25 protein-coding genes are annotated in these 25506 nt (G+C 71.0%); 15 read left to right on the top strand and 10 right to left on the bottom strand.

The features are described from left to right. Nucleotides 1-554 precede the first annotated feature (554 nt). Nucleotides 555-1046 carry a MarR family winged helix-turn-helix transcriptional regulator gene (locus tag ACIBA9_RS11605; protein ID WP_399362120.1) on the bottom strand — a complete coding sequence of 164 codons (492 nt, stop codon included), beginning with the start codon at nucleotides 1044-1046 and terminating at the stop codon, nucleotides 555-557. Between the two features lie 241 nt (nucleotides 1047-1287). On the opposite strand from ACIBA9_RS11605, the gene ACIBA9_RS11600 reads away from it, so the two are divergent. Beyond that, nucleotides 1288-2112, top strand: a complete 825-nt coding sequence (locus tag ACIBA9_RS11600) for a lysozyme (RefSeq protein ID WP_399361896.1) — start codon at nucleotides 1288-1290, stop codon at nucleotides 2110-2112. Between the two features lie 121 nt (nucleotides 2113-2233). On the opposite strand, the gene lon is transcribed toward ACIBA9_RS11600, so the two are convergent. The 3 genes from lon to ACIBA9_RS11585 form a co-directional block, all read right to left on the bottom strand. Further along, nucleotides 2234-4654, bottom strand: a complete 2421-nt coding sequence (gene lon / locus ACIBA9_RS11595) for an endopeptidase La (RefSeq protein ID WP_399361894.1) — start codon at nucleotides 4652-4654, stop codon at nucleotides 2234-2236. 112 nt (nucleotides 4655-4766) lie between these two features. Further along, nucleotides 4767-5327, bottom strand: a complete 561-nt coding sequence (locus ACIBA9_RS11590) for a GNAT family N-acetyltransferase (protein ID WP_399361892.1) — start codon at nucleotides 5325-5327, stop codon at nucleotides 4767-4769. Between the two features lie 108 nt (nucleotides 5328-5435). Then, on the bottom strand, nucleotides 5436-6245 hold the full coding sequence (locus ACIBA9_RS11585; RefSeq protein WP_399361890.1) for a rhomboid-like protein: 810 nt from the start codon (nucleotides 6243-6245) through the stop codon (nucleotides 5436-5438). Nucleotides 6246-6443: 198 nt separating this feature from the next. Between ACIBA9_RS11585 and ACIBA9_RS11580 the strand changes: the two genes are divergently transcribed. From ACIBA9_RS11580 to ACIBA9_RS11550, 7 genes are all read left to right on the top strand, one after another. Further along, nucleotides 6444-7121: a spermidine synthase gene (locus ACIBA9_RS11580; protein ID WP_399361888.1), complete on the top strand. Its 678-nt coding sequence runs from the start codon at nucleotides 6444-6446 to the stop codon at nucleotides 7119-7121. Between the two features lie 112 nt (nucleotides 7122-7233). Beyond that, complete coding sequence (locus ACIBA9_RS11575; protein WP_362160480.1) at nucleotides 7234-7974, top strand: response regulator transcription factor; 741 nt, start codon at nucleotides 7234-7236, stop codon at nucleotides 7972-7974. Beyond that, a complete protein-coding gene (locus ACIBA9_RS11570) occupies nucleotides 7971-9086 on the top strand; it encodes an ATP-binding protein (protein ID WP_362160477.1) in 1116 nt (371 codons plus the stop codon). Before ACIBA9_RS11575 ends, ACIBA9_RS11570 begins: the two co-directional genes overlap by 4 nt. Nucleotides 9087-9389: 303 nt before the next feature. Beyond that, nucleotides 9390-13208 carry a multifunctional oxoglutarate decarboxylase/oxoglutarate dehydrogenase thiamine pyrophosphate-binding subunit/dihydrolipoyllysine-residue succinyltransferase subunit gene (locus tag ACIBA9_RS11565; protein WP_399361886.1) on the top strand — a complete coding sequence of 1273 codons (3819 nt, stop codon included), beginning with the start codon at nucleotides 9390-9392 and terminating at the stop codon, nucleotides 13206-13208. 145 nt (nucleotides 13209-13353) lie between these two features. Then, nucleotides 13354-13533, top strand: a complete 180-nt coding sequence (locus ACIBA9_RS11560) for a DUF6104 family protein (protein WP_362160473.1) — start codon at nucleotides 13354-13356, stop codon at nucleotides 13531-13533. Between the two features lie 215 nt (nucleotides 13534-13748). Beyond that, nucleotides 13749-14660, top strand: coding sequence for a DUF4097 family beta strand repeat-containing protein (locus ACIBA9_RS11555; RefSeq protein WP_399361884.1), 912 nt, complete (start codon nucleotides 13749-13751; stop codon nucleotides 14658-14660). 1 nt (nucleotide 14661) lies between these two features. Next, nucleotides 14662-15729 (top strand): helix-turn-helix transcriptional regulator, encoded by a 1068-nt coding sequence (locus tag ACIBA9_RS11550; protein WP_399361882.1) that lies wholly within the window; start codon nucleotides 14662-14664, stop codon nucleotides 15727-15729. Between the two features lie 86 nt (nucleotides 15730-15815). On the opposite strand, the gene ACIBA9_RS11545 is transcribed toward ACIBA9_RS11550, so the two are convergent. From ACIBA9_RS11545 to ACIBA9_RS11530, 4 genes are all read right to left on the bottom strand, one after another. After that, nucleotides 15816-16379 carry a Clp protease N-terminal domain-containing protein gene (locus ACIBA9_RS11545; protein WP_399361880.1) on the bottom strand — a complete coding sequence of 188 codons (564 nt, stop codon included), beginning with the start codon at nucleotides 16377-16379 and terminating at the stop codon, nucleotides 15816-15818. After that, nucleotides 16379-16588 (bottom strand): helix-turn-helix domain-containing protein, encoded by a 210-nt coding sequence (locus ACIBA9_RS11540; RefSeq protein WP_129802197.1) that lies wholly within the window; start codon nucleotides 16586-16588, stop codon nucleotides 16379-16381. The genes ACIBA9_RS11545 and ACIBA9_RS11540 overlap by 1 nt, the downstream gene beginning before the upstream one ends. 119 nt (nucleotides 16589-16707) lie before the next feature. Continuing rightward, nucleotides 16708-17673, bottom strand: a complete 966-nt coding sequence (locus ACIBA9_RS11535) for a zinc-binding dehydrogenase (protein ID WP_399361878.1) — start codon at nucleotides 17671-17673, stop codon at nucleotides 16708-16710. 192 nt (nucleotides 17674-17865) lie between these two features. After that, nucleotides 17866-19089 carry an NADP-dependent malic enzyme gene (locus ACIBA9_RS11530; protein WP_399361876.1) on the bottom strand — a complete coding sequence of 408 codons (1224 nt, stop codon included), beginning with the start codon at nucleotides 19087-19089 and terminating at the stop codon, nucleotides 17866-17868. A 553-nt stretch (nucleotides 19090-19642) separates the two neighbouring features. On the opposite strand from ACIBA9_RS11530, the gene ACIBA9_RS11525 reads away from it, so the two are divergent. Genes ACIBA9_RS11525 through ACIBA9_RS11515 form a run of 3 tightly spaced genes read left to right on the top strand, consistent with a single transcriptional unit; the run spans nucleotide 19643 to nucleotide 22371 of the window. Then, on the top strand, nucleotides 19643-20596 hold the full coding sequence (locus tag ACIBA9_RS11525) for an ABC transporter substrate-binding protein (RefSeq protein WP_399361874.1): 954 nt from the start codon (nucleotides 19643-19645) through the stop codon (nucleotides 20594-20596). Between the two features lie 39 nt (nucleotides 20597-20635). Continuing rightward, nucleotides 20636-21568 (top strand): amino acid ABC transporter permease, encoded by a 933-nt coding sequence (locus ACIBA9_RS11520; RefSeq protein ID WP_399361872.1) that lies wholly within the window; start codon nucleotides 20636-20638, stop codon nucleotides 21566-21568. Beyond that, entirely contained in the window at nucleotides 21565-22371 is an 807-nt protein-coding gene (locus ACIBA9_RS11515; RefSeq protein WP_362160452.1) for an amino acid ABC transporter ATP-binding protein, read from the top strand. The genes ACIBA9_RS11520 and ACIBA9_RS11515 overlap by 4 nt, the downstream gene beginning before the upstream one ends. A gap of 139 nt (nucleotides 22372-22510) precedes the next feature. Here ACIBA9_RS11515 and ACIBA9_RS11510 read toward each other — a convergent pair whose 3' ends face one another. Next, nucleotides 22511-23287 (bottom strand): class I SAM-dependent methyltransferase, encoded by a 777-nt coding sequence (locus tag ACIBA9_RS11510; RefSeq protein ID WP_399361869.1) that lies wholly within the window; start codon nucleotides 23285-23287, stop codon nucleotides 22511-22513. A 101-nt stretch (nucleotides 23288-23388) separates the two neighbouring features. On the opposite strand from ACIBA9_RS11510, the gene ACIBA9_RS11505 reads away from it, so the two are divergent. Next, on the top strand, nucleotides 23389-24018 hold the full coding sequence (locus ACIBA9_RS11505; RefSeq protein ID WP_362160447.1) for a CGNR zinc finger domain-containing protein: 630 nt from the start codon (nucleotides 23389-23391) through the stop codon (nucleotides 24016-24018). Here ACIBA9_RS11505 and sodX read toward each other — a convergent pair. After that, on the bottom strand, nucleotides 23922-24317 hold the full coding sequence (sodX, locus tag ACIBA9_RS11500) for a nickel-type superoxide dismutase maturation protease (protein WP_399362118.1): 396 nt from the start codon (nucleotides 24315-24317) through the stop codon (nucleotides 23922-23924). The genes ACIBA9_RS11505 and sodX overlap by 97 nt on opposite strands. On the opposite strand from sodX, the gene ACIBA9_RS11495 reads away from it, so the two are divergent. From ACIBA9_RS11495 to ACIBA9_RS11485, 3 genes are all read left to right on the top strand, one after another. Continuing rightward, complete coding sequence (locus ACIBA9_RS11495) at nucleotides 24277-24426, top strand: hypothetical protein (RefSeq protein WP_399362133.1); 150 nt, start codon at nucleotides 24277-24279, stop codon at nucleotides 24424-24426. The two genes, sodX and ACIBA9_RS11495, sit on opposite strands and share 41 nt — an antisense overlap. A gap of 75 nt (nucleotides 24427-24501) precedes the next feature. After that, complete coding sequence (gene sodN, locus ACIBA9_RS11490) at nucleotides 24502-24897, top strand: superoxide dismutase, Ni (RefSeq protein WP_362160445.1); 396 nt, start codon at nucleotides 24502-24504, stop codon at nucleotides 24895-24897. Between the two features lie 180 nt (nucleotides 24898-25077). After that, the gene (locus ACIBA9_RS11485; protein ID WP_362160442.1) at nucleotides 25078-25479 is read left to right on the top strand and encodes a helix-turn-helix transcriptional regulator; all 402 of its coding nucleotides are present in this window, start codon (nucleotides 25078-25080) and stop codon (nucleotides 25477-25479) included. Nucleotides 25480-25506: the final 27 nt, after the last annotated feature.

Here is a 25506-nt window from a genome sequence, read left to right as displayed (position 1 = left end):
GCCGGAGTCGTACCGGGTCGAACCTGCGTGCTCGCCGCACCGGCGACCCGAATCGGGGGCGCTCAGCTGGTCGCTCTACGTCCGGGACCGGGCGGGGCTGGTCGCCGCTCGGTGGCGGCCCGGATCCGCACCGGGGCGGGCAGGATTCCCGCGCGATGTCGGCTCGGGCGGGACGGTTCTCGTCCGGTGAGGCGCTGCGCGCCTTGGTCGTTTGAGCCGTCACCGGACGGGCAGGACAGGGCGGCGTCCGGGGGCGGGCCGGGCTCGTCGCTCTGTACGACGGCCCCAGGCGTCCGGCGGCCGAGCGCCCCTCGGCCCGGGGCCGGGCGGGGCTGGTCGCCGCACCGTGGGGGCCGGATCCGCGCCGGGGGCGGGCCGCGGGGCCCGCGGGGTGTCGGCTCGGGCGGGCCGGTCGGGTGCTTCGCGCCATGGTCGCCTGAGCCGGCACCGGACGGGAGACGGCGGGCGTCCCAGTCACTCGGGGGACCGTGGGACGCCTGAGCCGGCACCGGACGGGAGACGGTGGGCGTCCCAGTCGCCCGGGGGGCGGTGGGCTATCTCTCCATGACGCCGTTCAACTGGTGCAGCAGGCGGGCCAGTTCCGCGACCTCACGGCGGTCCCAGTGGGCGAGCTGGCTGACGTAACGGGCGCGGCGGGCCTCGCGTACCGTGCCGACCCGGCGGCGGCCCTCGTCGGTGAGGGTGACCAGCCAGGCGCGGCCGTCGGCCGGGTCGGGCTGGCGGGTGATCAGCCCCAGCTCCTCCAGGGCGCGTAGCTGGCGGGACATGGTGGCCTTGCCCACGCCGATGTAGGCGGCGAGTTCGGTGGCCCGCTGTCCGCCCAGCTCGTCCAGCCGGATGAGCAGCCCGTACGCGGCGGACTCCAGGTCGGGATGGACCTCGCGGGCCATCTCGCCCTGGTTGGCCCGGGCGCGCCGGAGCAGCACGGTCAACTCGCGCTCCAGCGTCAGGAACTCCTGGTCCGGGCCCCTCGGCGTCACCTCGCCCAAGACGCTTCCCGCGTCGCCGTTCGCGTCCTCGTGCACGTCGGTACCCCTGATCGGTTTCGCGGTCCTGAAAGTTTCTGTCATGCGTCGTCATCGCCCCAGCTCGGTCAGTATTTCGCAGGCGTAGACCAACGGCGGCGCCCGGACCCCCTTCCCACGCCGACATCTACGTGCGTAGCTTCTTTATCAGGCAACCAATGGCATGCCCACGCCAGTGGTACGACTCCCCACGCATCGGTCACCGCCACGGTCCCCCCACCTCGTTACCCGGAGGCACGTCATGCCCGTGCACAGACCCGGTCCCGCCCACCCACGCCCCCTCGCCGCCCTCGTCACGGCCCTGCTCGCGGCGCTCGCCCTCACGCTGCCCCTCACCTCCGCCCAGGCCGCGACCACGCCCAGCCGCGGCTCCGCCTACCTGGGGATGGGCGTCCTCGCGCACGACGGCCACGGCTCCGCGCCCAGCACCGGCGACGCCACCCAGACCGAGGGCGTGGACGTCTCCGCCTACCAGGGCAACGTCGCCTGGTCGACCCTGTGGAACAGCGGGGTGCGCTGGGCGTACACGAAGGGCTCCGAAGGCACGTACTACACGAACCCGTACTTCGCGCAGCAGTACAACGGCGCCTACAACGTCGGCATGATCCGCGGCGCCTACCACTTCGCGACCCCGGACACCACCAGCGGCGCGACCCAGGCCAACTACTTCGTCGACCACGGCGGCGGCTGGTCCCGGGACGGCAAGACCCTGCCCGGCACCCTCGACATCGAGTGGAACCCCTACGGCGCCGCCTGCTACGGCAAGACCGCGAGCCAGATGACCAGCTGGATCGCGGACTTCGTCAACACCTACAGGGCGCGCACCGGCCGCTACCCGGTGATCTACACCGCCGCCAGCTGGTGGACCCAGTGCACCGGCGACTACGCCGGCTTCGCCGCGAACGACCCGCTGTGGATCGCCCGGTACGCCGCGGACCCCGGCGCGCTGCCGGCCGGCTGGTCGTACTACACGATGTGGCAGTACACCTCCTCCGGTCCGACCGTCGGCGACCACGACAAGTTCAACGGCGCCCTGGACCGCGTACAGGCCCTCGCCAACGGCTAGCGCCCACCGCGGGAATCCCGCCCGTCCGGGGGCGAACCGCCCCCGGACCCGACCGGGCTCCGGCATGGCGAAGGCCCGGGTCCTCACGGAACCCGGGCCTCCATCCGTCCCATGACGTCCGTCACGCCGCCACGGGAACCTCCGGCTTCGCCCCGCTCCCGGCGGGCGCGAGCGCCAGCTCCAGGACCTGGCGCACGTCGGTCACGGCGTGGACGTCGAGCTTGTCCAGCACCTCGGCCGGGACGTCGTCCAGGTCGGGCTCGTTGCGCTTGGGGATGATCACGGTGGTCACCCCGGCGCGGTGGGCGGCCAGCAGCTTCTGCTTGACGCCGCCGATGGGCAGCACCCGGCCGGTCAGCGAGACCTCGCCGGTCATGGCCACGTCCGTGCGGACCAGGCGGCCGGAGAGCAGGGACGCGAGGGCCGTCGTCATGGTGACGCCGGCGCTCGGACCGTCCTTCGGGACCGCGCCCGCCGGGAAGTGGATGTGCACACCCCGGTCCTTCAGGTCGCCCACGGGCAGTTCCAGTTCGGCGCCGTGGCTGCGCAGGAAGCTCAGCGCGATCCGCGCGGACTCCTTCATCACGTCGCCCAGCTGGCCGGTCAGGGTCAGACCGGCCGCGCCGGTCTCCGGGTCGGCCAGGGACGCCTCCACGAAGAGCACGTCGCCGCCCGCGCCGGTGACCGCCAGGCCGGTCGCCACGCCGGGGACGGCGGTGCGGCGCTCGGCCGGGTCCTGAGCGGACTCGGGCACGTGGTGCGGGCGCCCGATCAGGCCCCGCAGGTCCTCGTCCCGCACGGTGAACGGCAGCTCGCGCTCGCCGAGTTCGTGCTGTGCGGCGACCTTGCGCAGCAGTCGGGCGACCGACCGCTCCAGGTTGCGCACGCCCGCCTCGCGCGTGTACTCGCCGGCGAGCTTGCGCAGCGCGCCCTCGTCGATCGTCACCTCGTCGTCGGCGAGGCCGGCCCGCTCCAGCTGGCGCGGGAGCAGGTGGTCGCGGGCGATGACGATCTTCTCGTCCTCGGTGTAACCGTCCAGGCGGACGATCTCCATACGGTCGGCGAGCGCCTCCGGGATGGCTTCCAGGACGTTGGCGGTGGCGAGGAAGACCACGTCCGACAGGTCGAGCTCGACCTCCAGGTAGTGGTCACGGAAGGTGTGGTTCTGGGCCGGGTCCAGGACCTCCAGCAGGGCCGCTGCCGGGTCGCCCCGGAAGTCCGAGCCCACCTTGTCGATCTCGTCCAGCAGGACCACCGGGTTCATGGACCCGGCCTCCTTGACGGCCCGCACGATCCGGCCGGGCAGCGCGCCGACGTAGGTACGGCGGTGGCCGCGGATCTCGGCCTCGTCGCGGACGCCACCGAGCGCGACCCGGACGAACTTGCGCCCCATCGCGTGGGCGACGCTCTCGCCCAGGCTGGTCTTGCCGACGCCGGGCGGGCCCACCAGGGCGAGCACCGCACCGCCGCGCCGCCCGCCGACCACACCGAGACCCCGGTCGCCGCGCCGCTTGCGCACCGCCAGGTACTCGGTGATGCGCTCCTTCACGTCCTCCAGCCCGGCGTGCTCGGCGTCGAGCACGGCCTGGGCGCCCTGGATGTCGTACGCGTCCTCGGTCCGCTCGTTCCACGGCAGCTCCAGGACGGTGTCCAGCCAGGTCCGGATCCACGAGCCCTCGGGCGACTGGTCGGAGGATCGCTCCAGCTTGTCGACCTCCTTCAGGGCGGCCTCGCGGACCTTCTCGGGCAGGTCGGCCGCCTCCACGCGGGTGCGGTAGTCGTCGGACTCCTCGCCCTCCTGCTCGCCGTTCAGCTCGCGCAGCTCCTTGCGGACCGCCTCCAGCTGCCGGCGCAGCAGGAACTCGCGCTGCTGCTTGTCGACGCCCTCCTGGACGTCCTTGGCGATGGTCTCCGCCACGTCCTGCTCGGCGAGGTGGTGACGCAGCTGCTGCGCGGCGAGCTTCAGCCGGGCCACCGGGTCGGCGGTCTCCAGCAGCTCGACCTTCTGCTCGATGGTCAGGAACGGTGAGTAACCGGAGTTGTCGGCGAGCGCGGAGACGTCGTCGATGGCCTGGACGCGGTCCACGACCTGCCAGGCGCCGCGCTTCTTCAGCCAGGCGGTGGCGAGCGCCTTGTACTCCTTGACGAGTTCGACGGTCTGGCCGGGCAGCGGGTCGGGCACGGTCTCCTCGACGCGGGTGCCCTCCACCCAGAGCGCGGCACCGGGACCGGTGGTGCCGGCGCCGATGCTCACCCGGCTGCGGCCACGGATCAGCGCCCCGGGGTCGCCGTCGGCCAGCCGGCCGACCTGTTCGACGGTGCCCAGCACACCGGTCTTCGCGTACGTCCCGTCGATGCGCGGCACCAGCAGGACCCTGGGCTTCCCGGGCTCCGACCGGGCGGCGGCCTGGGCGGCCTCCACCGCGGCCCGTACCTCGGCGTCGCTCAGGTCCAGCGGAACCACCATCCCGGGCAGCACGACCTCGTCGTCGAGCGGCAGCACGGGCAGGACGAGCGTGAACGCCGTGGACTCAGCAGCCATGATCTCCCCTTAGGCAGTCAACTTGAGCTATGCCGACTCAATGCTGGGGAGCCCATGATTGTTCCCAGACCGCTGTTCGCTCTGAGCGATCGGTCGCTGACAGTCGATTGCCCTACGCGGGTGGACCCGGCACTCGAGCGGAGTTCGTGCCGGGTGATCGCAGGCCGAGCCACTGCTCGGCGTCCCAGGCCCGGAACCGCTCCACCTCGGTGAATCCCAGCTTCGCCGCGAGGCGCATGGAGCCGACGTTGGCGGTCTGGGTGTGGAGCACGACCGGCTCGCCGGGAAGGACGCCGTCGAACCAGCGCAGGGCCGCCTCGCAGGCCTCGGCGGCGTATCCGAGTCCCCACGCGCGCGGCAGGAACAGGTAGCCGAGATCGACCTTCCCCGCGGCAGCCGGGCGACGGTTCCCGTGCGCTCTTCTGAGCAGGATGTGGCCGATCATCGCCCCATCGAGATCGACGACGAAACTGCCGGGCCACCGCTCGGGCACCTCGGGCATCTCGCGCTCGAGCTCGTCACGCGCGCGTGGGCCGCCGAGGTAGGTGTGCACCTCCGGCGACGCAAGGAGGTCGATGAACGCCGCGCGGTCCCGGGCCTCGGGCTCACGGATCACGAGCCTCCGGGTCCTGATCGGGGCGGGTGGCCAGGCGACGGGTCCGAGTTCGATCATGCCGGCCAGACAACCAGCGCGCTCGGCGGCGATCAAGGCTCGCGGACCGACCAAGCCACCGGCCCGGGCCCCACCCCGGGGTGTGTCGCGCCGGCGGCCGGCGGAGGTCTACCGGGGTACGGCTACGGCGAGCGCCGGTGCGGGGGTCCGCTGCCAGCGGCGGACCAGCGGCCAGGCGGCGACACCGGTCGCGAGGGCGATGAGGTGGCCCCAGTTGGTCATCGGGTCCGCGAAGACGATCAGGTCGTTCAGGAGCGTCCCGCCCACCAGCGTGAGCAGGGGCCAGCGCAGCCAGGGCCCGAGCAGCCCGGCCAGGGCGCCGACGCTGCCCGCGACGCCGAAGCTGATGCCGTAGTCGAGGCGGTGCAGGGAGGTCCCCGGAAGGTGCCCGCACAGGACCGCGATGCCCACCGGGACCTCGGTGGCGAGCGTGGCCAGGACATGCCCGGCGAGGAACACACAGGCCGTACGCGTCCCCCCTATCCGCCGCTCCAGCGCGGTGAGCACGACCAGGAAGGCCAGCGCGTACGGCGAGACGACCCCGCCCGCGATCCACACCGCGCTCGCCAGCAGCACCGGCACGGGGGCGCTCAGCAGATGGGCCACGTCCGTGCTGGAGTCCTGGTGCAGGGCGTGCACGACGGCAGGGTCGGCCAGCGCCGCGACCACGGAGGTGACGGCCAGGAGGGCGGCGTAGGCGAAGGTGAACGGGGCGCCGGCCGGGATGGGCAGCAGGCGCCACCAGCGCGCGGCCGGGGCGGTGCCGGCCGGCTCGGCGGCGGGCGCCGGGCCGCGCTGGCGCGGCATGCCGTCCAGCAGTCCGGGGACCGCCGGTGCGGGAAAGGCGGCGGGGGCGCCGGAAAGGGGCGCGCCCGGCGGGGACATGGCCGTCGCGGGGCCCGTCGCGATCCGTTCCACGGTGAGGCGCTCCTTCCGTCGCGCTCCACCCTTGGCGATCATCGGGCCGCTGTCTATGACCGACGCCACCCGAGAGCGGATTCACAGCAACCTCTCACGCTCCGGCTGCGTCCGGGCCCCGTCCGGGAGGCCTCCGCCGAACGGCTGGTCATCCGTAATTCCCGTGAACGCCAGGCCTTGTTGAAGCAGGATGGGCCCATGACCGCCGTGCACGACTCCCCCGTGATCCTCGACCGGCGCCACGGCCCCTACGGCGAGGTGGTGCTGCGCAGGCACGGCGCGCTGCTCCAGATCATCGCCAACGGCTGTTTCCTGATGGACACTTCCGACGGCCGCTCGGAGCGCCTGCTGGTGGACGCCGCGCACGCCGCGCTGGACGGACGCCCGGCGCCGGACGTGCTGCTGGGCGGCCTCGGCGTGGGATTCTCACTCGCACATGCGGCCGCCGACGCACGCTGGGGACGGATCGTGGTCGTGGAGCGCGAGCCCGCCATCGTCGACTGGCACCGCGACGGCCCGCTGGCCGGACTGTCCGCCGCCGCGCTCGCCGACCCGCGCTCCGAGATCGTGGAAGCGGATCTCGTGAGGTACGTCAATGAGACTTCGGACACGTTCGACGCGCTGTGTCTGGACATCGACAACGGGCCGGGATGGACCGTCACGGAGGGCAACGACGACCTCTACACGGCGGCCGGACTCGCGTCCTGCGCAAGGGTGTTGAGACCCGGCGGCATACTGGCGGTGTGGTCGGCGCGACCCTCTCCGGAATTTGAAGGAACCTTGCGGAATGCCGGGTTCCGACAGGTGCGTACCGAAGAGGTGCCCGTTGCCCGGGGCGTTCCCGACGTCGTTCATCTCGCCGTCCGGCCTGGATAGCGACAGCGCGGTGAGTCCCCGTAATGTGCTGCCCTGACGCAGATCATTCAAGCGTCAATCGCAGTCATGGGATCACCCCACGGATTCCGGAAAGCAACAACAGGGGCGGGCGATGGAGCAGACACACACCTCCCAGAGCGGCGCGGCCACGACGACCCCCGGTGCCCAGCGCCGGGTGCTGGTGGTCGAGGACGACCCCACGATCGTCGACGCCATCGCGGCCAGGCTCCGTGCCGAGGGATTTCTCGTGCAGACCGCGGGCGACGGTCCCGCCGCCGTCGACACGGCCGAGGCCTGGCAGCCCGACCTGCTGATCCTCGACATCATGCTGCCGGGCTTCGACGGGCTCGAGGTCTGCCGGCGGGTGCAGGCGCAGCGGCCGGTGCCGGTGCTGATGCTCACCGCGCGGGACGACGAGACCGACATGCTGGTCGGGCTCGGGGTCGGCGCCGACGACTACATGACCAAGCCGTTCTCGATGCGGGAGCTGGCGGCCCGTGTGCACGTGCTGCTGCGCCGCGTGGAGCGGGCGACCATCGCCGCCTCCACGCCCCGCTCGGGCATCCTGCGCCTCGGCGAGCTGGAGATCGACCACGCGCAGCGCCGGGTGCGGGTGAAGTCGGAGGACGTGCATCTGACGCCCACCGAGTTCGACCTGCTGGTGTGCCTGGCGAACACCCCGCGCGCGGTGCTCTCCCGGGAGCAGCTGCTGGCCGAGGTGTGGGACTGGGCGGACGCCTCGGGCACCCGCACGGTCGACAGCCACATCAAGGCACTGCGCCGCAAGATCGGCGCCGAGCGGATCCGCACGGTGCACGGCGTGGGCTACGCGCTGGAGACGCCGACACCATGAGCGGCGGCGGGCGCCAGGCCACGCGGAGGAGCCCTCGGGTGGACCCCTGGGGCGGCGTACGCCCGTTCTCGATCAAGACCAAGCTGGGCGCGCTGGTCGTCATCTCGGTGCTGATCACCACCGGTCTGTCGATGATCGCGGTGCACACCAAGACGGAGCTGCGCTTCATCACGGTCTTCTCGATGATCGCCACACTGCTGATCACGCAGTTCGTGGCGCATTCGCTCACCATGCCGCTGGACGAGATGAACACGGTCGCCCGGTCCATCTCGCAGGGCGACTACACCCGCCGCGTGCGCGACAACCGCCGGGACGAGCTGGGCGACCTGGCCGGGACGATCAATCTCATGGCCGACGAGCTGGAGGCCCAGGACCGGCAGCGCAAGGAGCTGGTGGCGAACGTCTCGCACGAGCTGCGGACCCCGATCGCCGGTCTGCGCGCGGTGCTGGAGAACATCGTGGACGGCGTCACCGAGGCCGACCCGGAGACCATGCGCACGGCGCTGGGGCAGACCGAGCGGCTCGGCCGGCTGGTGGAGACGCTGCTGGACCTCTCCCGACTCGACAACGGAGTCGTACCGCTGAAGACGCGGCGGTTCGAGGTGTGGCCGTATCTGTCGGGCGTGCTGAAGGAGGCCAACATGGTCGCCTCCGCGCGCGCGGGGATCGCCTCCGGCTCGGGCGGTCACACGCGTACGGACGTCCATCTGCACCTCGACGTCTCCCCGCCGGAGCTGACGGCGCACGCCGACCCGGAGCGCATCCACCAGGTCGTCGCCAACCTGATCGACAACGCGGTCAAGCACAGCCCGCCGCACGGCCGGGTGACGGTGCGGGCGCGGCGCGGGCCGCAGCCCCGGTCCCTGGAGCTGGAGGTCCTGGACGAGGGTCCCGGAATCCCCAGGTCGGAGTGGCACCGGGTGTTCGAGCGGTTCAACCGCGGCGCGGTGACCCGACCGCACGGACCGGGCAGCGACGGCGGTACGGGACTCGGGCTGGCGATCGCCCGGTGGGCGGTGGATCTGCACGGCGGCCGGATCGGTGTGGCCGAATCCGAACGAGGCTGTCGGATCATCGTCACCCTTCCGGGTCTGCCCTCCGCTTCAAGTTGACGTAAAGTTCGAACCGGAAGCACAAGATCCACGGCAGTCGCCGCCGTCTTAGCGCAGCTCGGCACGTGTGATCAGGGACAGGCCCGCGCCACCCGTCGAACGAAGGCGCGCAGGGCCGGTGCCGGTGCACTCTTCCGTATGCGGAACCACACTTGTTTCCCGCCATATCAAGCCCTGAAACAAGATTTCTGATGTGACTTACACGACGATGAACGGGCCCGACCTGACCTTCCCGGTCTGGGAGGCGTAGCCTTTATTCCCGCTGTCCATCACCTTGTGAAGCGGAAGAGGGCGGTTGCCGCCGTGTCGCCACAGTCCCCCAGTAACCCGAGCGTCTCGACCGAGGACCAAGCCACCGGGAAGAACCCCGCAGCGGCGTTCGGTCCCAACGAGTGGCTCGTCGACGAGATCTATCAGCAGTACCTCCAGGACCCGAATTCGGTCGACCGCGCCTGGTGGGACTTCTTCGCCGATTACAAGCCGGGTGCTCCTGCCACCCCGGCTCCGGCGGGTACTGCGGCCGCGGGGGCCGCAGGGACCACCCCATCGGCTCCGCAGGCGCAGCCCGCGGCTCCGGCGTCCCGGCCCCCGGCCCCGCCGGCGCAGCCCGCGGCCCCCCAGGCCGCCGCCCCGGCCCCCGCGGCGGCGAAGCCCGCCGCGACCGCGGCTCCCGCCGCCCCGGCCAAGCCGGCGCAACCCGCACAGGCGCCCGCTCAGCCGAAGGCCAAGGCCGCTCCCGCCGCGGAGGCCCCCGAGGGCCCCGAGTACGTGACGCTGCGTGGCCCGTCGGCCGCCGTCGCGAAGAACATGAACGCCTCGCTGGAGCTGCCGACCGCCACGTCGGTGCGCGCGGTCCCGGTGAAGCTGCTGTTCGACAACCGCATCGTCATCAACAACCACCTCAAGCGCGCCCGCGGCGGGAAGATCTCCTTCACGCACCTCATCGGGTACGCGATGGTGCAGGCCATCAAGGCCATGCCGGCGATGAACCACGCCTTCGGCGAGAAGGACGGCAAGCCGACGCTGATCAAGCCGGCGCACGTCAACCTCGGCCTGGCCATCGACCTGGTCAAGCCGAACGGTGACCGCCAGCTCGTCGTGGCCGCCATCAAGAAGGCCGAGACGCTGAACTTCTTCGAGTTCTGGCAGGCCTACGAGGACATCGTCCGCCGCGCCCGCGACGGCAAGCTGACGATGGACGACTTCACCGGCGTGACGGTCTCCCTGACCAACCCCGGCGGCCTCGGCACCGTCCACTCCGTGCCGCGGCTGATGCCCGGCCAGTCGGTGATCATGGGCGTGGGCTCCATGGACTACCCGGCGGAGTTCCAGGGCACCAGCCAGGACACCCTGAACAAGCTCGGCATCTCGAAGGTCATGACGCTCACGTCGACCTACGACCACCGGGTGATCCAGGGCGCCGCCTCCGGCGAGTTCCTGCGCCAGGTCGCCAACCTGCTGCTCGGCGAGAACGGCTTCTACGACGACATCTTCGAGGCGCTGCGCATCCCCTACGAGCCGGTCCGCTGGCTCAAGGACATCGACGCCAGCCACGACGACGACGTCACCAAGGCCGCCCGCGTCTTCGAGCTGATCCACTCCTACCGGGTCCGCGGCCACGTCATGGCCGACACCGACCCGCTGGAGTACCAGCAGCGCAAGCACCCCGACCTGGACATCACCGAGCACGGCCTCACCCTGTGGGACCTGGAGCGCGAGTTCGCCGTCGGCGGCTTCGCCGGCAAGTCGATGATGAAGCTGCGCGACATCCTCGGCGTGCTCCGTGACTCGTACTGCCGCACCACCGGCATCGAGTTCATGCACATCCAGGACCCCAAGCAGCGCAAGTGGATCCAGGACCGCGTCGAGCGCCCGCACTCCAAGCCGGAGCGCGAGGAGCAGCTGCGCATCCTGCGCCGGCTGAACGCGGCCGAGGCCTTCGAGACCTTCCTGCAGACGAAGTACGTCGGCCAGAAGCGCTTCTCGCTGGAGGGCGGCGAGTCCGTCATCCCGCTGCTGGACGCGGTGATCGACTCCGCGGCCGAGTCGCGGCTGGACGAGGTCGTCATCGGCATGGCCCACCGCGGCCGGCTGAACGTCCTGGCGAACATCGTCGGCAAGTCGTACGCGCAGATCTTCCGCGAGTTCGAGGGCAACCTCGACCCGAAGTCGATGCACGGCTCCGGCGACGTGAAGTACCACCTGGGCGCCGAAGGCACCTTCACCGGCCTGGACGGCGAGCAGATCAAGGTCAGCCTGGTCGCGAACCCCTCCCATCTGGAGGCCGTCGACCCGGTCCTGGAGGGTGTCGCCCGCGCCAAGCAGGACATCATCAACAAGGGCGGCACGGACTTCACGGTCCTGCCGGTGGCGATCCACGGCGACGCGGCCTTCGCGGGCCAGGGCGTGGTGGCCGAGACCCTGAACATGTCGCAGCTGCGCGGCTACCGCACCGGCGGCACCGTGCACATCGTCATCAACAACCAGGTCGGCTTCACCGCGGCTCCCGAGTCCTCGCGTTCGTCGATGTACGCCACGGACGTGGCGCGCATGATCGAGGCCCCGATCTTCCACGTGAACGGCGACGACCCCGAGGCCGTCGTCCGGGTCGCGCGTCTGGCCTTCGAGTTCCGCCAGGCGTTCAACAAGGACGTGGTGATCGACCTCATCTGCTACCGCCGCCGCGGTCACAACGAGTCCGACAACCCGGCCTTCACCCAGCCGCTGATGTACGACCTGATCGACAAGAAGCGCTCGGTGCGCAAGCTCTACACCGAGTCGCTGATCGGCCGGGGCGACATCACCCTGGAAGAGGCCGAGCAGGCCCTGCAGGACTACCAGGGCCAGCTGGAGAAGGTCTTCACCGAGGTCCGCGAGGCCACCTCGCAGCCGGCCGCCGACGACACCCAGGCGCCGCAGGACGGCTTCCCGGTCGCGGTCCCGACCGCGATCTCCGCGGAGGTCGTCAAGCGGATCGCCGAGTCCCAGGTCAACGTCCCCGACCACATCACCGTCCACCCGCGTCTGCTCCCCCAGCTGCAGCGCCGTGCGGCGATGGTCGAGGACGGCACGATCGACTGGGGCATGGGCGAGACCCTCGCCATCGGCTCCCTGCTGCTGGACGGCACCCCGGTCCGCCTGGCGGGCCAGGACTCCCAGCGCGGCACCTTCGGCCAGCGGCACGCGGTGCTCATCGACCGGGAGACCGGCGAGGAGTACACCCCGCTGCAGTACCTCTCCGAGGACCAGGCCCGCCTGAACGTCTACAACTCGCTGCTGTCCGAGTACGCGGCGATGGGCTTCGAGTACGGCTACTCGCTGGCCCGCCCGGACGCGCTGGTGATGTGGGAGGCCCAGTTCGGCGACTTCGTCAACGGCGCGCAGACGGTCGTGGACGAGTTCATCTCCTCGGCGGAGCAGAAGTGGGGCCAGACCTCCGGCGTCACCCTGCTGCTGCCGCACGGCTACGAGGGCCAGGGCCCGGACCACTCGTCCGCGCGTCCCGAGCGGTTCCTCCAGCTCTGCGCCCAGAACAACATGACGGTCGCGATGCCCACGCTGCCGTCGAACTACTTCCACCTCCTGCGGTGGCAGGTGCACAACCCGCACCACAAGCCGCTGGTCGTCTTCACCCCGAAGTCGATGCTGCGTCTGAAGGCCGCGGCCTCGAAGGCGGAGGAGTTCACCACGGGCGAGTTCCGTCCCGTCATCGGTGACAGCACGGTCGACCCGGCCTCCGTCCGCAAGGTCGTCTTCTGCGCCGGCAAGGTCTACTACGACCTGGAGGCCGAGCGGCGCAAGCGCGGCGCCACGGACACGGCGATCATCCGCATCGAGCGCCTGTACCCGCTGCCGGGTGCCGAGCTCCAGGCGGAGGTCAACAAGTACCCGAACGCCGAGAAGTACCTGTGGACGCAGGAGGAGCCGGCGAACCAGGGTGCCTGGCCGTTCATCGCGCTCAACCTGATCGACCACCTGGACCTGGCGGTCGGCGCGGACATCCCGGCGGGCGAGCGGCTGCGGCGCATCTCGCGTCCGCACGGCTCGTCCCCGGCGGTGGGCTCCGCCAAGCGCCACCAGGCCGAGCAGGAACAGCTGATGCGCGAGGTGTTCGAGGCCTAGGCCTCCGGCACGCACACGAGGGGCCCGGCCCCGGTCCGCACGGACCGGGGCCGGGCCCTTCGGCTCTTCCGGCGCGGGGCGCCGCATACCCTGGAGTGCATCGACCCCCGGCCTCCGGCCCTGGCCGACTCACAGGAGAGCACCCGTGTACTTCACCGACCGAGGCATCGAAGAACTGCAGAAGCGGCGAGGTGAGGAGGAGATCAGCTTCGAGTGGCTCGCCGAGCAGCTGCGCGCGTTCGTCGACCTGAACCCCGACTTCGAGGTCCCGGTGGAGCGTCTGGCGACCTGGCTCGCCCGCCTGGACGACGAGGACGACGAGTAGTCCGCCCACACCGCCTGCCGACCGGACGGCTCGGACGAGCAGGGCGCTTCCACGAGCCGGGCGCCCTGGCGCGCTCTTGCACGAGTCGGGCGCTGTGTCCCACGGGCGAGTGACGGTGTCTTGACTTCCCTCGTCCACGATATATCGTGTTTCTCAGAGAACGCGATATGGCGTGTCGCGATCCGTCCCGTCATCCGTGCTGCCCAGGAGGTCCCATGTCCGAGTGGTCCGTCGCCGAGCCGCAGAAGCTGACCTTCGACACCGAGGTGCGCGAGCTGCGCGTCCGCGTCGTCAACGGCACGGTGAACATCGTGGGCACGGACGAGGGTCCCGCCCGGCTGGAGGTCTCGGAGATCGAGGGTCCGCCCCTGCTCGTGACCGAGCGGCGCGGCACCCTCACCGTGGCCTACGAGGACCTGCCCTGGAAGGGCTTCCTGAAGTGGCTCGACCGCAAGGGCTGGAACCGCAGCGCCGTCGTCACCCTCGCGGTCCCGACCGGCACCCGCGTGGAGGTGGGCGTGGTCGGCGCCGGTGCGGTCGTCTCCGGCATCCGCGGCCAGGCCACGATCAAGGGCGTGACCGGTGACACCACCCTGGTCGGCGTCTCGGGCCCGGTCCAGGCGGACACCGTCTCGGGGAACCTGGAGGCCCAGGCGGTCACCGGCACCCTGCGGTTCAAGTCGGTCTCCGGGGACCTCACCGTGGTCGAGGGCTCCGGCCCCTCCGTCCGCGCCGACTCCGTCAGCGGCTCCATGATGGTCGCCCTGGACCCGGAGGGGCCGACGGAGGTCAGCCTCGCCAGCGTCTCCGGCGAGATCGCCGTCCGGCTGCCGCACCCGGCGGACGCCGAGGTGGAGGCCAACACGGCGAGCGGCACGATCTCCAACGCCTTCGACGGGCTGCGGGTGCACGGCCAGTGGGGCGCCCACAAGGTCACCGGTCGGCTCGGCGCGGGCACCGGCAAGCTCCGCGCCACCACCGTCTCGGGTTCGATCGCCCTGCTGCGCCGTCCGCCGCGGGACGAGGAGAGCGCCCCCTGGGAGGCCGGGACCCCGCGCGACACGGACAGCGGCGCCGGCACCGTTCCCGCCCCGGCCGACGGCTCGACCGACAAGAAGGTGCTCTGACATGCCCCCCGTCTTCGCCCACGGCCGCCTGCGCCTTTACCTGCTCAAGCTGCTCGACGAGGCCCCGCGCCACGGCTACGAGGTGATCCGGCTCCTGGAGGAGCGCTTCCAGGGGTTGTACGCCCCCTCGGCCGGCACGGTCTACCCCCGTCTGGCCAAGCTGGAGGCCGAGGGCCTGGTCCGGCACACCACCGAGGGCGGCCGCAAGGTGTACTCCATCACGGACGCGGGCCGCGCCGAACTGGCGGACCGCGGCGGCGAGTTGGCCGATCTGGAGCTGGAGATCCGGGAGTCGGTCGCGGAACTGGCCGCCGAGATGAAGGCCGACGTGCGCGGCGCCGCGGGCGACCTGCGCCGCGAGATGCGGGCGGCGGCCACCGAGGCCCGGCGGGACGGCAAGGCGTCGGGCGGCGCGACCGGACCCTTCGGGGAGTACGGCGACTTCGGCGACAAGGAGTCCTGGCGCGCCGCCAAGGAGGAGATGCGCCGGGCCCGGCAGGAGTGGAAGGAGCAGGCCCGCCGCGCCAAGGACGAGAGCCGCCGGGCCCGCGAGGAGGCCCAGCAGGCCCGCCGCCAGGCCCAGGAGGCCCAGTCGCGGGCGCGGGCGCAGGCACAGGAGGAGATGCAGCGGATCGCCCGGCAGGTCCAGGACCGCGTACAGGACCACTTCACCCGCGGGGACTGGCCGACCGGAGTGCGTGAGGGCCTGTCCGAACTGGCGAAGGAGTTCAGCGAGTTCGGCAAGGACTTCGGGAAGGACTTCGTCAAGGACCGGGGCCCCTTCGGCCGCGCCTCCGCCGGTACGGCAGGGTCGGCGCCGGCGTCCGGACCCCACTACTCCACCACCCCGGAGGACTTCCCGGCCGCGTACGAACCCTCATGGGCGCACGAGGACTTCACCGGCGATCCGCCGCGCGACCTCGACCGTCTGCTGGACCGCTTCCGCGACGACATCCGCGACGCGGCCAGGGACAACGGCATCGGCCCCGACCAGCTCCACGACGCCCGTCACCATCTGTCGACGGCGGCGGCCCACATCACGGCCCTGCTCCGCCGGCCGGGCCCCTGACACCGACCGCCGCGCGGCGGGAACCATGGCCTGTCGTCGCATTCCCGTCCGCCCTTGGGGCGACGACGGGAATGCGACGACAGGTCCTACTCCGCCTCCGCCGTCACTCCGTACAGCACCCTCCTCACCGCCTCGTACGTCGCCCCGTGCTCGGCCAGCACCTCGGCGGCCGCCCCCGGCGTGACCGTCAGCGCCAGCAGGAGGTGTTCAGCGCCGATGTGCCGGTCCCCGTGCCCCACCGCCGCCCGCAGGGCCCGCTCCAGCACGCCCTTCGCGTCCCGGCCGAAAACCGGCCGGCGTCCGTCACGTCGGCCGATGACCCGCGAACTCTCGGACATCGCCCCGACGCCGTGCGCCTCCTCCACCCGGGCGATGATCTCCGACACGTCGATCCCCAGCCCGGCCAGCGCGTCGGTGTCGGCGCGGCTCAGTCCCGCCCGCCTCCGCGCCTCGCCGAGGGCGCGCCGTATCGAGTCCCGGCGCTCGGCGAGTCCGAGGGCGGACAGTGCGCGGGACGCCCGGCCGCCCTCCGTGTCGAGCAGGGCGAGCAGCAGATGCCCGGCGCCGACCGACCGGGCGCCGTCCTCCTCGGCCTGTGCGAACGCACCCTGGACCAGGGCCCGGGCATCCTTCGTGAACCGTTCGAACATCAACGCCTCCCGTACTTCTTGTGCACGGCCTGCCTGCTGACACCGAGCTCCGCGGCGATCTCCTGCCACGACCAGCCCTGATTGCGCGCACTGCGCACCTGTACCGCCTCCAGCTGCTCCAGCAGCCTGCGCAGCGCGGCCACGGCCCGCAGCCCGACTCGCGGGTCACGGTCGCCGGCACGCTCGGCGAGTTCGGTTGCCTCCGTCATGATGTCAACTTAGATTGACAGGGGCGCTGCTGTCAATCCCAGTTGACAGGTCGGGCAGGAAAAAGGCGGGCCCGGCGCTCCGGGCCCGCCCGGCGACCCCCGCTCACGGGGACCGCTGTTCAGGAGTTGGTGAGCACGATCTTTCCGAACTGCTCCCCCGCGGCGAGCCGTTCGAAGCCCTCGCGGGCCCGGTCGAGCGGCAGCTCCTCGTCGATGACAGGCCGCACACCGGTCGCTGCGCAGAAGGAGAGCAGGTCCTCAAGCTCGTCCTTGGTGCCCATGGTGGAGCCGACGATCTTCAGTTCGAGGAAGAAGATCCGGGTCAGCTCGGCATGGGAGGGCCGGTCCCCGCTGGTGGCACCGGAGATGACGAGGGTGCCGCCGGGCCGCAGGGACTTCACCGAGTGGGACCAGGTGGCCGCGCCCACGGTCTCGATGACGGCGTCCACCCGCTGCGGCAGCCGAGCCCCCGGCTCCACGGCCTCCACCGCGCCGAGTTCCAGGGCCCGCTTGCGCCGCGCCTCGTCCCGGCTGCTGGCGAAGACCCGCAGCCCCGCGGCCTTGCCGAGCACGATCGCGGCCGTGGCGACTCCGCCGCCCGCGCCCTGGACGAGGACCGAGTCCCCGGGGCGTACCCCGGCGTTGGTGAACAGCATCCGGTACGCCGTCAGCCACGCGGTCGGCAGACAGGCGGCCTCGGCGAAGGACAGCTCCCTGGGCTTGGGCAGCACGTTCCAGGTCGGCACGGCGACCCGTTCGGCGAAGGTGCCCTGGTAGCGCTCGGTGAGGATGGAGCGCGGCTCGTCCGGGCCGACGCCGTGGCCACTCTGGCCGATGACGGAGTGCAGTACGACCTCGTTGCCGTCCTCGTCGATGCCGGCGGCGTCGCAGCCGAGGATCATCGGCAGCCGCTCCTGGGGGAGCCCGACGCCGCGCAGCGACCAGAGGTCGTGGTGATTGAGGGAAGCGGCCCGCACGGTGACGGTGCTCCAGCCGGGACGGGCCTCGGGAGCCGGGCGCTCTCCCAACTCCAGGCCGGAAAGCGGCTGGTCGCGGTCGATGCGGGCGGCGTAGACAGCGAACATGGGCTCGACGATAGGTGCGCCGCCCGGCCGGCGGAACCGTGGAGGACTGTGACACATGCCCTCTTGCGCGACGGCACCCGCTCGGCCCACGCGCCGTCAGCCACGCTCGTCACCCGATCGGGCGGGAGCCGGGCAGGAGCCGGACAGGCGAATGGCCCCGTCCCGGGGGACGGGGCCATTCGGGGGTCGACGTCAGCGACGCGCGACGCCCGCCGCACGAGCGGCCGCGGCCACCGCCGCGGTCACGGCGGGAGCGACCCGCTCGTCGAACGGCGAGGGGATCACGTAGTCGGCGGCGAGATCGTCACCGACGACCGCGGCCAGCGCCTCCGCCGCGGCGATCTTCATTCCCTCGGTGATCCGTGTGGCCCGCACCTGCAGCGCGCCGGCGAAGATGCCGGGGAAGGCCAGCACGTTGTTGATCTGGTTGGGGAAGTCGGAGCGCCCGGTCGCGACGACGGCCGCGTACTTGTGGGCCACCTCGGGGTGGATCTCCGGGTTGGGGTTGGCCATGGCGAAGACGAAGGCGCCCTCCGCCATGGAGGCCACGGCCTCCTCCGCGACCGTACCGCCGGAGACGCCGATGAAGACGTCCGCGCCCGCGAGCGCGTCCTCCAGGGAGCCGCTGAGGCCGGCCTTGTTGGTGAAGGAGGCCAGCTCCTGCTTGACCGGAGTCAGGTCCCCCCGGCCGGCCGACACGACGCCCTTGCGGTCCGCCACGGCCACATCCCCGATGCCGGCTTCGATCAGCATCCTGGCGATGGCCACTCCGGCCGCTCCGGCGCCCGAGATGACGGCCCGCAGCTGCCCGATCTCGCGTCCGCTCAGGCGCGCCGCGTTACGCAGCGCCGCGAGCGTCACGACGGCCGTGCCGTGCTGGTCGTCGTGGAAGACCGGGATGTCGAGGCGCTCCTGCAGCCGGCGCTCGATCTCGAAGCACCGGGGCGCCGAGATGTCCTCCAGGTTGACTCCGCCGAAGGAGGGAGCCAGCCGGACGACGGTCTCGATGATGTCGTCCACGTCGGTGCACGCGAGCGCGATCGGCACCGCGTCGACGCCACCGAACTGCTTGAACAGGATCGCCTTGCCCTCCATCACCGGGAGGGAGGCCTCGGGACCGATGTCCCCGAGTCCGAGCACGGCGGTCCCGTCGGTCACGACGGCGACCACCGAGGACTTCCACGTGTAGTCGTTGACCAGCTCCGGCTGCTCGGCGATCGCGGTGCACACGCGCGCGACGCCGGGCGTGTACGCCAGGGAAAGGTCGTCCTTGTCGCGGATCGGCACGGTGGCCTGCACGGCCATCTTGCCGCCGCGGTGCAACGCGAACGCCGGGTCGAAGGAATCGAGGGGCTCGGCCCCGCCGTCCTGATCCGTACTGCTGTCGCTGCGAGGATTGACGATCTCCGCTGCCACTTTGTATTACCCCTTAGCTATGCATGGTTTGAGGGTCGACCACTCCTGGTGAGGAGCGGGCGGGCACCGCGCAAGGCTCGATTGCGGATACGTACGAGCACATACGCGACGGGCGCGCCGCACACGCGCCCTGAGCCCCGGATGAGGGGTGTAAAGAACCTTCTTACCGGACGGACGGCGCCCACGACGAGTCCAATAGGCGCAAGGTCACATCCCGGCGCCGGAAACCCACGCGGCGATGACGCGTGGGCGGCGGCGCGCCGGGCCCGTCCGGGGGTGAGGGGACAGAGCCCGATGATCACATCGTGAGACGGGATGAAGATTTTCCGGCACTTGAGCTGGATTACCGAAGATGGTTCGGTGGTGATGGACCGGGGATGTACCGACCTGATGCGGTTCGGGGGTCACCCGTTATCCGATTTTGACATGACGACGCCCCTGAATGGCGTAGCCCGAATGGCAAGATGCCGTAAACCCACGAGGTCGCGACACCCGAAGGTGTGTGTTTCCGTCGACCCATCGGCAACTCTTCCCATCCGCCGGAGGAACCACGATGACCGCAAGCTCCACCCGTCGTACCACCGCCGCGCACTCCCGTCTTGCCGCGGTCGGTGCGATCGCGGTCGCAGGCGCCCTGCTGCTCACCGGCTGCGGTGACCAGACCAAGGACAACGGCTCCGGCAGCGCGTCCGCGGGCAGCGCCCCGCTGGCCGACAAGCTCCCCAAGGAGATCCGCGACAAGGGCACGATCAAGGTCGGTTCGGACATCGCCTACGCGCCGGTGGAGTTCAAGGACTCCTCCGGCAAGGTGGCCGGCCTGGACCCGGACCTCGCGGCGGCCATGGGCAAGCAGCTCGGCGTCACGTTCCAGTTCGACAACGGCACCTTCGACGCCCTGCTCACCGGTCTGCGCTCGGGCCGCTACGACCTGGCGATGTCGGCGATGACCGACAACAAGAACCGTCAGGAGGGCGTCGACCCCGACACGGGCAAGAAGGTCGGCGAGGGTGTCGACTTCGTCGACTACCTGACCGCCGGTGTCTCCATCTACACCCGCAAGGGCGACACCCGGGGCATCCAGGGCTGGTCGGACCTGTGCGGCAAGAAGCTCGCCGTCGAGCGCGGCACGGTCTCGGAGGACCTGGCCAAGCAGGAGAGCAAGAAGTGTCCGGGCGGCAAGAAGATCAACATCGAGGCCTTCGACGACGACCAGCAGTCCCAGACCCGGCTGCGCTCGGGCGGTGTGGACGCGGCCTCCTCGGACTTCCCGGTGGCCGCCTACGCGGTGAAGACCTCCGGCGGTGGCAAGGACTTCGAGACCGTCGGTCACCAGGTCGAGGCGGCGCCGTACGGCATCGCCGTGGCCAAGAAGGACACCCAGCTGCGGGACGCGCTGCGGGCCGCGATGGACGCGATCATCGCCAACGGCGAGTACCAGAAGATCCTCGAGAAGTGGGGCGCCCAGGACGGCGCCGTCAAGAAGTCCGTGATCAACGGCGGCAAGTGACCCGCTGACCTTTCGAGCGGCCACTGAGAGGCAACACCCGTGACTGACATCCACAAGACGGCCGGGGGGCCGGGCACTCCCCCGGCCGGGCCGGAGGCCATCAAGGCCATCCCCGTCCGGCACTACGGGCGATACGTTTCCGCCGTCATCGCCATCGCGCTCCTCGCCGCGATCGTCTACGCGTTCAGCCAGGGCCAGATCAACTGGAACGCGGTACCGGACTACTTCTTCGACCACCGGATCCTGACCGGTGTCGGCAAGACCCTCCTGCTGACGGTCCTGTCGATGCTGATCGGTATCGTCGGCGGCATCGTCCTCGCGGTGATGCGGCTGTCCAAGAACCCGGTGACCTCCTCGATCGCCTGGTTCTACATCTGGTTCTTCCGCGGCACCCCGGTCCTGGTCCAGCTGGTCGTCTGGTTCAACCTCGGCCTGGTCTTCCAGTACATCAACCTCGGCCCGGTCTACAAGGACCAGTGGTCGGACTTCATGACCCCGCTGCTGACCGCGCTGCTCGGCCTCGGCCTGAACGAGGCCGCGTACATGGCGGAGATCTGCCGTGCCGGTCTGCTCGCCGTCGACGAGGGACAGACCGAGGCCGCCCACGCGCTGGGCATGAGCCACGGCAAGACGCTGCGCCGGATCGTCATCCCGCAGGCCATGCGGGTGATCGTGCCGCCGACCGGCAACGAGGTCATCAACATGCTGAAGACCACCTCGCTGGTGTCGGTGGTCCAGTATCCCGAGCTGTTCCGCTACGCCCAGGACATCGGCCAGAACTCCGGGGCGCCGGTGGAGATGTACTTCCTCGCCGCCGCCTGGTACCTGATCATGACCTCGGTGCTGAGCGTGGGCCAGTACTACGTCGAGCGGTACTACGCCCGGGGCTCCAGCCGGAGCCTGCCGCCCACCCCGTGGCAGAAGATAAGGGCGCATCTGACGACCTTCTCGAGCAGGAAGGTCACGGCATGACCGACAAGCCGAACACGACGCAGGACGCCCCGGCGAAGGGGGCCGTCCCGATGGTGAAGGCGGAGGGCGTCCACAAGTCCTTCGGCCACGTCGAGGTGCTCAAGGGCATCGACCTGGAGGTGAAGCCGGGCGAGGTGTTCTGCCTCATCGGCCCCTCCGGCTCCGGCAAGTCGACCTTCCTGCGGTGCATCAACCACCTGGAGAAGGTCAACGCGGGCCGGCTGTACGTCGACGGGGAGCTGGTCGGCTACCGGCAGAAGGGCGAGAAGCTCTACGAGCTGAAGGACAGCGAGGTCGCCCGCAAGCGCCGGGACATCGGCATGGTCTTCCAGCGCTTCAACCTGTTCCCGCACATGACGGCCGCCGAGAACGTCATCGAGGCGCCGGTCCAGGTCAAGGGCGTCAGCCGGGCCCAGGCCAGGGAGCGCGCGATGCAGCTGCTGGAGCGGGTCGGCCTGTCCGACAAGGCCGGTAACTACCCCTCGCAGCTCTCCGGCGGGCAGCAGCAGCGGGTGGCGATCGCCCGGGCCCTCGCGATGGACCCGAAGCTGATGCTGTTCGACGAGCCGACCTCGGCGCTCGACCCGGAGCTGGTCGGTGACGTCCTGGACGTCATGCGCGACCTCGCCGAGTCCGGTATGACCATGGTCGTCGTCACCCACGAGATGGGTTTCGCCCGCGAGGTGGGCGACAGCCTGGTGTTCATGGACGGCGGTGTGGTGGTCGAGTCCGGCCGCCCCCGGGACGTCCTGACCAACCCCCAGCACGAGCGGACGCAGTCCTTCCTGTCCAAGGTGCTGTGAGGCTCCGGCCGCGGTGAGGCCTCGGTCGCGCCGAGGTCTCCGCCGCGGTGACGGTACGGCGTGGAAGGGCGGTACGGGACTCCCGTACCGCCCTTCCACGTGTCCGCCGGACGCGCCGCCGGGGTACGCGCGCCCCTGCCTACTTCACCGCCAGCAGCAAGGTGTCCGACGGCGAGCACCACACCGGGCGGGCCTCGCCGAAGCCCTTCTCCCGCAGCACCCGGGCGTGCCACGCCGCCGAGGGCATGTCACCGTCGGCGTGCTCGCCGTAGATCTCGAAGCGGCGGGCCGTCGGCGCGGCCAGTACCGGGTCCTCGGCGGCGACCCGCCACCACTCGGCCCAGTCCAGGGCGCCGCCCCGCTTGGCCTGGTCCATGCGCGCGTGCCGCTGGGCGCGCTCCGCCGCGTTGATCCGCGGTGTGCTCTCGTCGATCATGTGGTCGGCGTTCATGAAGACGCCGCCGTCCCGGACGAGCCGCGCGACCTGGCCGTAGAGGCCGGCGAGGGGGTCGCTGTGCAGCCAGTGCAGGGCCGTGGCGGTCAGCACGGCGTCGTAGGAGTCGTACGGCAGACCGGCCGGCCAGTCGGGGTCCTTCAGGTCGGCGGTGACGAAGGAGACGCGGTCGTCGCCGTCGAAGGTGCCGCGCGCGATGGCGAGCAGCGCCGGGTCGAGGTCGACGCCGGTGCTGGTGGCCCCGGGGAAACGGGCGAGCAGCCGGGCGGTGATGCTGCCGGTGCCGCACGCCAGGTCGAGCACGCGCGGGGCGGTGCCGACGAGCGCCTCGACCATGTCGAGCATGATCCGGAAGCGCTCCTCGCGGTCCGGCATGTACCACTCCTGCTGACGGTCCCAGCTCCGCTGCCAGGCCGCCCAGTCGGTTCCGGTGCTCGTGGTGCGTGTGGTCCCCGTGGTCATGGAACCCCCCTCTCCGCTTGCTCCGCGTAATACCCTGTATGCACGACCGGCTGTTACCCGACCGCAGACATGACCATAGAGCGCCACCGTAAGGACTACAAGTGGAACTGGCCTATTACTCGGATTACGCCGTCCGCCTCGTCAACAGCGAGGAGCCGGCCCGGGGCAAGGACTCCCTGACCTCGGTCGAGGCCGTCCGCGACCTCTTCGGCGCCAACGCGTCGGCGGCCCGGCGCGCCACCGACTCCGACGTCACGCGGTTCCGTTCGGTCCGGGCCCGGCTGCGCGCGGTCTTCGAGGCGGCCGACAAGAGCGACGAGACCCTCGCCGTGGACCTGTTGAACTCACTGCTGCTGGAGTTCCCGGTGAGCCCGCAGATCTCCGGGCACGACCACCGGGACGAGGACGGCCGCCCGCTGTGGCACATGCACCTGGCCGACCACCCCTCCAACGCCACCGCGGGCTACGCGGCGATCGCCGCGATGGGCCTCGCCTTCCACCTGACCTCGCACGGCGTGGACCGCCTCGGCCTGTGCGAGGCGTCCCCGTGCCGCAACGCCTACCTCGACACCTCCACCAACCGCTCCCGGCGCTACTGCTCCGACCGCTGCGCCACCCGCGCCAACGTGGCCGCCTACCGGGCCCGCAAACGCCTGGAGGCCGACGGGTCGCAGAACAGCGGCCGCGCGGCCGACAGCGCCCAGCGCGCCAGCGTCAGCGGCGAGCGCTGACCGGCCGGCCGGGGCCGGTACCTGAGCCACGCCCTGCCCAGGACGAGTTCGTCCGGCACCACCCCGTAGTCGGTGCTGTCCCCGCCCGCGTACGGGTTGTCCCCGAGCACCCACCAACCGCCCTCGCGCCGCTCCACGGCCCGCTTGACGACCAGCAGGTCCTGCTGGAACGGATGGCGCAGGACCACGATGTCCCCCGGCCGGACGACCGCGCCGTACCGCAGCAGCAGCCGGTCGCCGTGCCGGAGCGTGGGAACCATGGACGGTCCCGTCACCTCGGCCAGCCCCAAGGGCGCCACGGCCCTGCCCCCCTCGGTCTCCTGCGACGGCTCCGGCATCACCGGCACCTCCCCGGTCCGTTCCTCCACCAGTCTCAGTCTGACCCTGGACTTTTGCCCTAAGCCCTAGGGGGCACCCGAGAAAACGCCTTCCTCAGGGAGTAATGTCGCACCCGAGAAGACGATCACGAGGAAGGAATGCTCCATGCTTTCCCGCCTGTTTGCCCCCACAGTCAAGGTCAGCGCCCACTGCGACCTGCCCTGCGGCGTGTACGACCCGGCCCAGGCCCGCATCGAGGCGGACTCGGTCAAGGCCGTCCAGGAAAAGATGGCCGGCAACGACGACCCGCACTTCCAGGCGCGTGCCACTGTCATCAAGGAGCAGCGCGCGGAGCTCGCCAAGCACCACGTCTCCGTGCTCTGGAGCGACTACTTCAAGCCCCCGCACTTCGAGAAGTACCCCGAACTGCACCAGCTGGTCAACGACACCCTGAAGGCCCTCTCGGCCGCCAAGGCGTCCACCGACCCGGCGACGGGCCAGAAGGCGCTGGACTACATCGCCCAGATCGACAAGATCTTCTGGGAGACCAAGAAGGCGTGATCTTTCCGCGCGCCTTCTGACCCGCGGCTTCCTTGACCGCGGCGTCTCCCTGCCCGCACCCGGTCCCCAGCTCGCCGAGAACGGCGTACCGAAGGGCCGGGTGCGGGCCTTTTCGCCCGGGGACGGAACCGGGGCGACCCGGGGAGGTCGTGTCGTGCGGCGCTGTGCGAAGCTGGCGGAATGACCGTCCTGGAGGACCTCAGACGGCTGCGCCGGGTGCGCGACCGCATGGACCGCGAGTACGCCGAACCGCTCGACATGAGCGAGCTGGCCCGCGACGCCCTGATGTCCCCCGGCCACTTCCAGCGCAGCTTCCGCAAGGCCTTCGGCGAAACCCCGTACACCTATCTGATGACCCGGCGGATCGAGCGGGCCAAGGCGCTGCTGCGCCGGGGCGACCTCACCGTGACCGAGGTCTGCCTCGCCGTCGGCTGTACCTCCCTCGGCTCCTTCAGCTCACGCTTCACCGAGCTGGTCGGCGAGACACCGAGCGCCTACCGGGCCCGCGACCACGAGGCGAGCGCGGTGATCCCGTCCTGTGTGGCCCGAACCTTCACCCGCCCGCGCCGGCGTCCGTACTGACCGCCGCGCCTCCTCGAGACCGACCGC

The sequence above is a fragment of the Streptomyces sp. NPDC051452 genome, from assembly GCF_044454765.1.
In the GTDB taxonomy this organism is placed as follows: domain Bacteria; phylum Actinomycetota; class Actinomycetes; order Streptomycetales; family Streptomycetaceae; genus Streptomyces.
Note: the sequence above shows the minus strand (reverse complement) of the source record. Positions and strands in the feature narration are given on the sequence as shown.

Coding starts and splice junctions, on each gene's coding strand:
- ACIBA9_RS11600 (WP_399361896.1), top strand. CDS start 1,288: ATGCCCGTGCACAGACCCGGTCCCGCCCACCCACGCCCCCTCGCCGCC.
- lon (WP_399361894.1), bottom strand. CDS start 4,654: ATGGCTGCTGAGTCCACGGCGTTCACGCTCGTCCTGCCCGTGCTGCCG.
- ACIBA9_RS11590 (WP_399361892.1), bottom strand. CDS start 5,327: ATGATCGAACTCGGACCCGTCGCCTGGCCACCCGCCCCGATCAGGACC.
- ACIBA9_RS11580 (WP_399361888.1), top strand. CDS start 6,444: ATGACCGCCGTGCACGACTCCCCCGTGATCCTCGACCGGCGCCACGGC.
- ACIBA9_RS11575 (WP_362160480.1), top strand. CDS start 7,234: ATGGAGCAGACACACACCTCCCAGAGCGGCGCGGCCACGACGACCCCC.
- ACIBA9_RS11570 (WP_362160477.1), top strand. CDS start 7,971: ATGAGCGGCGGCGGGCGCCAGGCCACGCGGAGGAGCCCTCGGGTGGAC.
- ACIBA9_RS11555 (WP_399361884.1), top strand. CDS start 13,749: ATGTCCGAGTGGTCCGTCGCCGAGCCGCAGAAGCTGACCTTCGACACC.
- ACIBA9_RS11550 (WP_399361882.1), top strand. CDS start 14,662: ATGCCCCCCGTCTTCGCCCACGGCCGCCTGCGCCTTTACCTGCTCAAG.
- ACIBA9_RS11545 (WP_399361880.1), bottom strand. CDS start 16,379: ATGTTCGAACGGTTCACGAAGGATGCCCGGGCCCTGGTCCAGGGTGCG.
- ACIBA9_RS11540 (WP_129802197.1), bottom strand. CDS start 16,588: ATGACGGAGGCAACCGAACTCGCCGAGCGTGCCGGCGACCGTGACCCG.
- ACIBA9_RS11535 (WP_399361878.1), bottom strand. CDS start 17,673: ATGTTCGCTGTCTACGCCGCCCGCATCGACCGCGACCAGCCGCTTTCC.
- ACIBA9_RS11525 (WP_399361874.1), top strand. CDS start 19,643: ATGACCGCAAGCTCCACCCGTCGTACCACCGCCGCGCACTCCCGTCTT.
- ACIBA9_RS11515 (WP_362160452.1), top strand. CDS start 21,565: ATGACCGACAAGCCGAACACGACGCAGGACGCCCCGGCGAAGGGGGCC.
- ACIBA9_RS11510 (WP_399361869.1), bottom strand. CDS start 23,287: ATGACCACGGGGACCACACGCACCACGAGCACCGGAACCGACTGGGCG.
- ACIBA9_RS11495 (WP_399362133.1), top strand. CDS start 24,277: ATGGACGGTCCCGTCACCTCGGCCAGCCCCAAGGGCGCCACGGCCCTG.
- sodN (WP_362160445.1), top strand. CDS start 24,502: ATGCTTTCCCGCCTGTTTGCCCCCACAGTCAAGGTCAGCGCCCACTGC.
- ACIBA9_RS11485 (WP_362160442.1), top strand. CDS start 25,078: ATGACCGTCCTGGAGGACCTCAGACGGCTGCGCCGGGTGCGCGACCGC.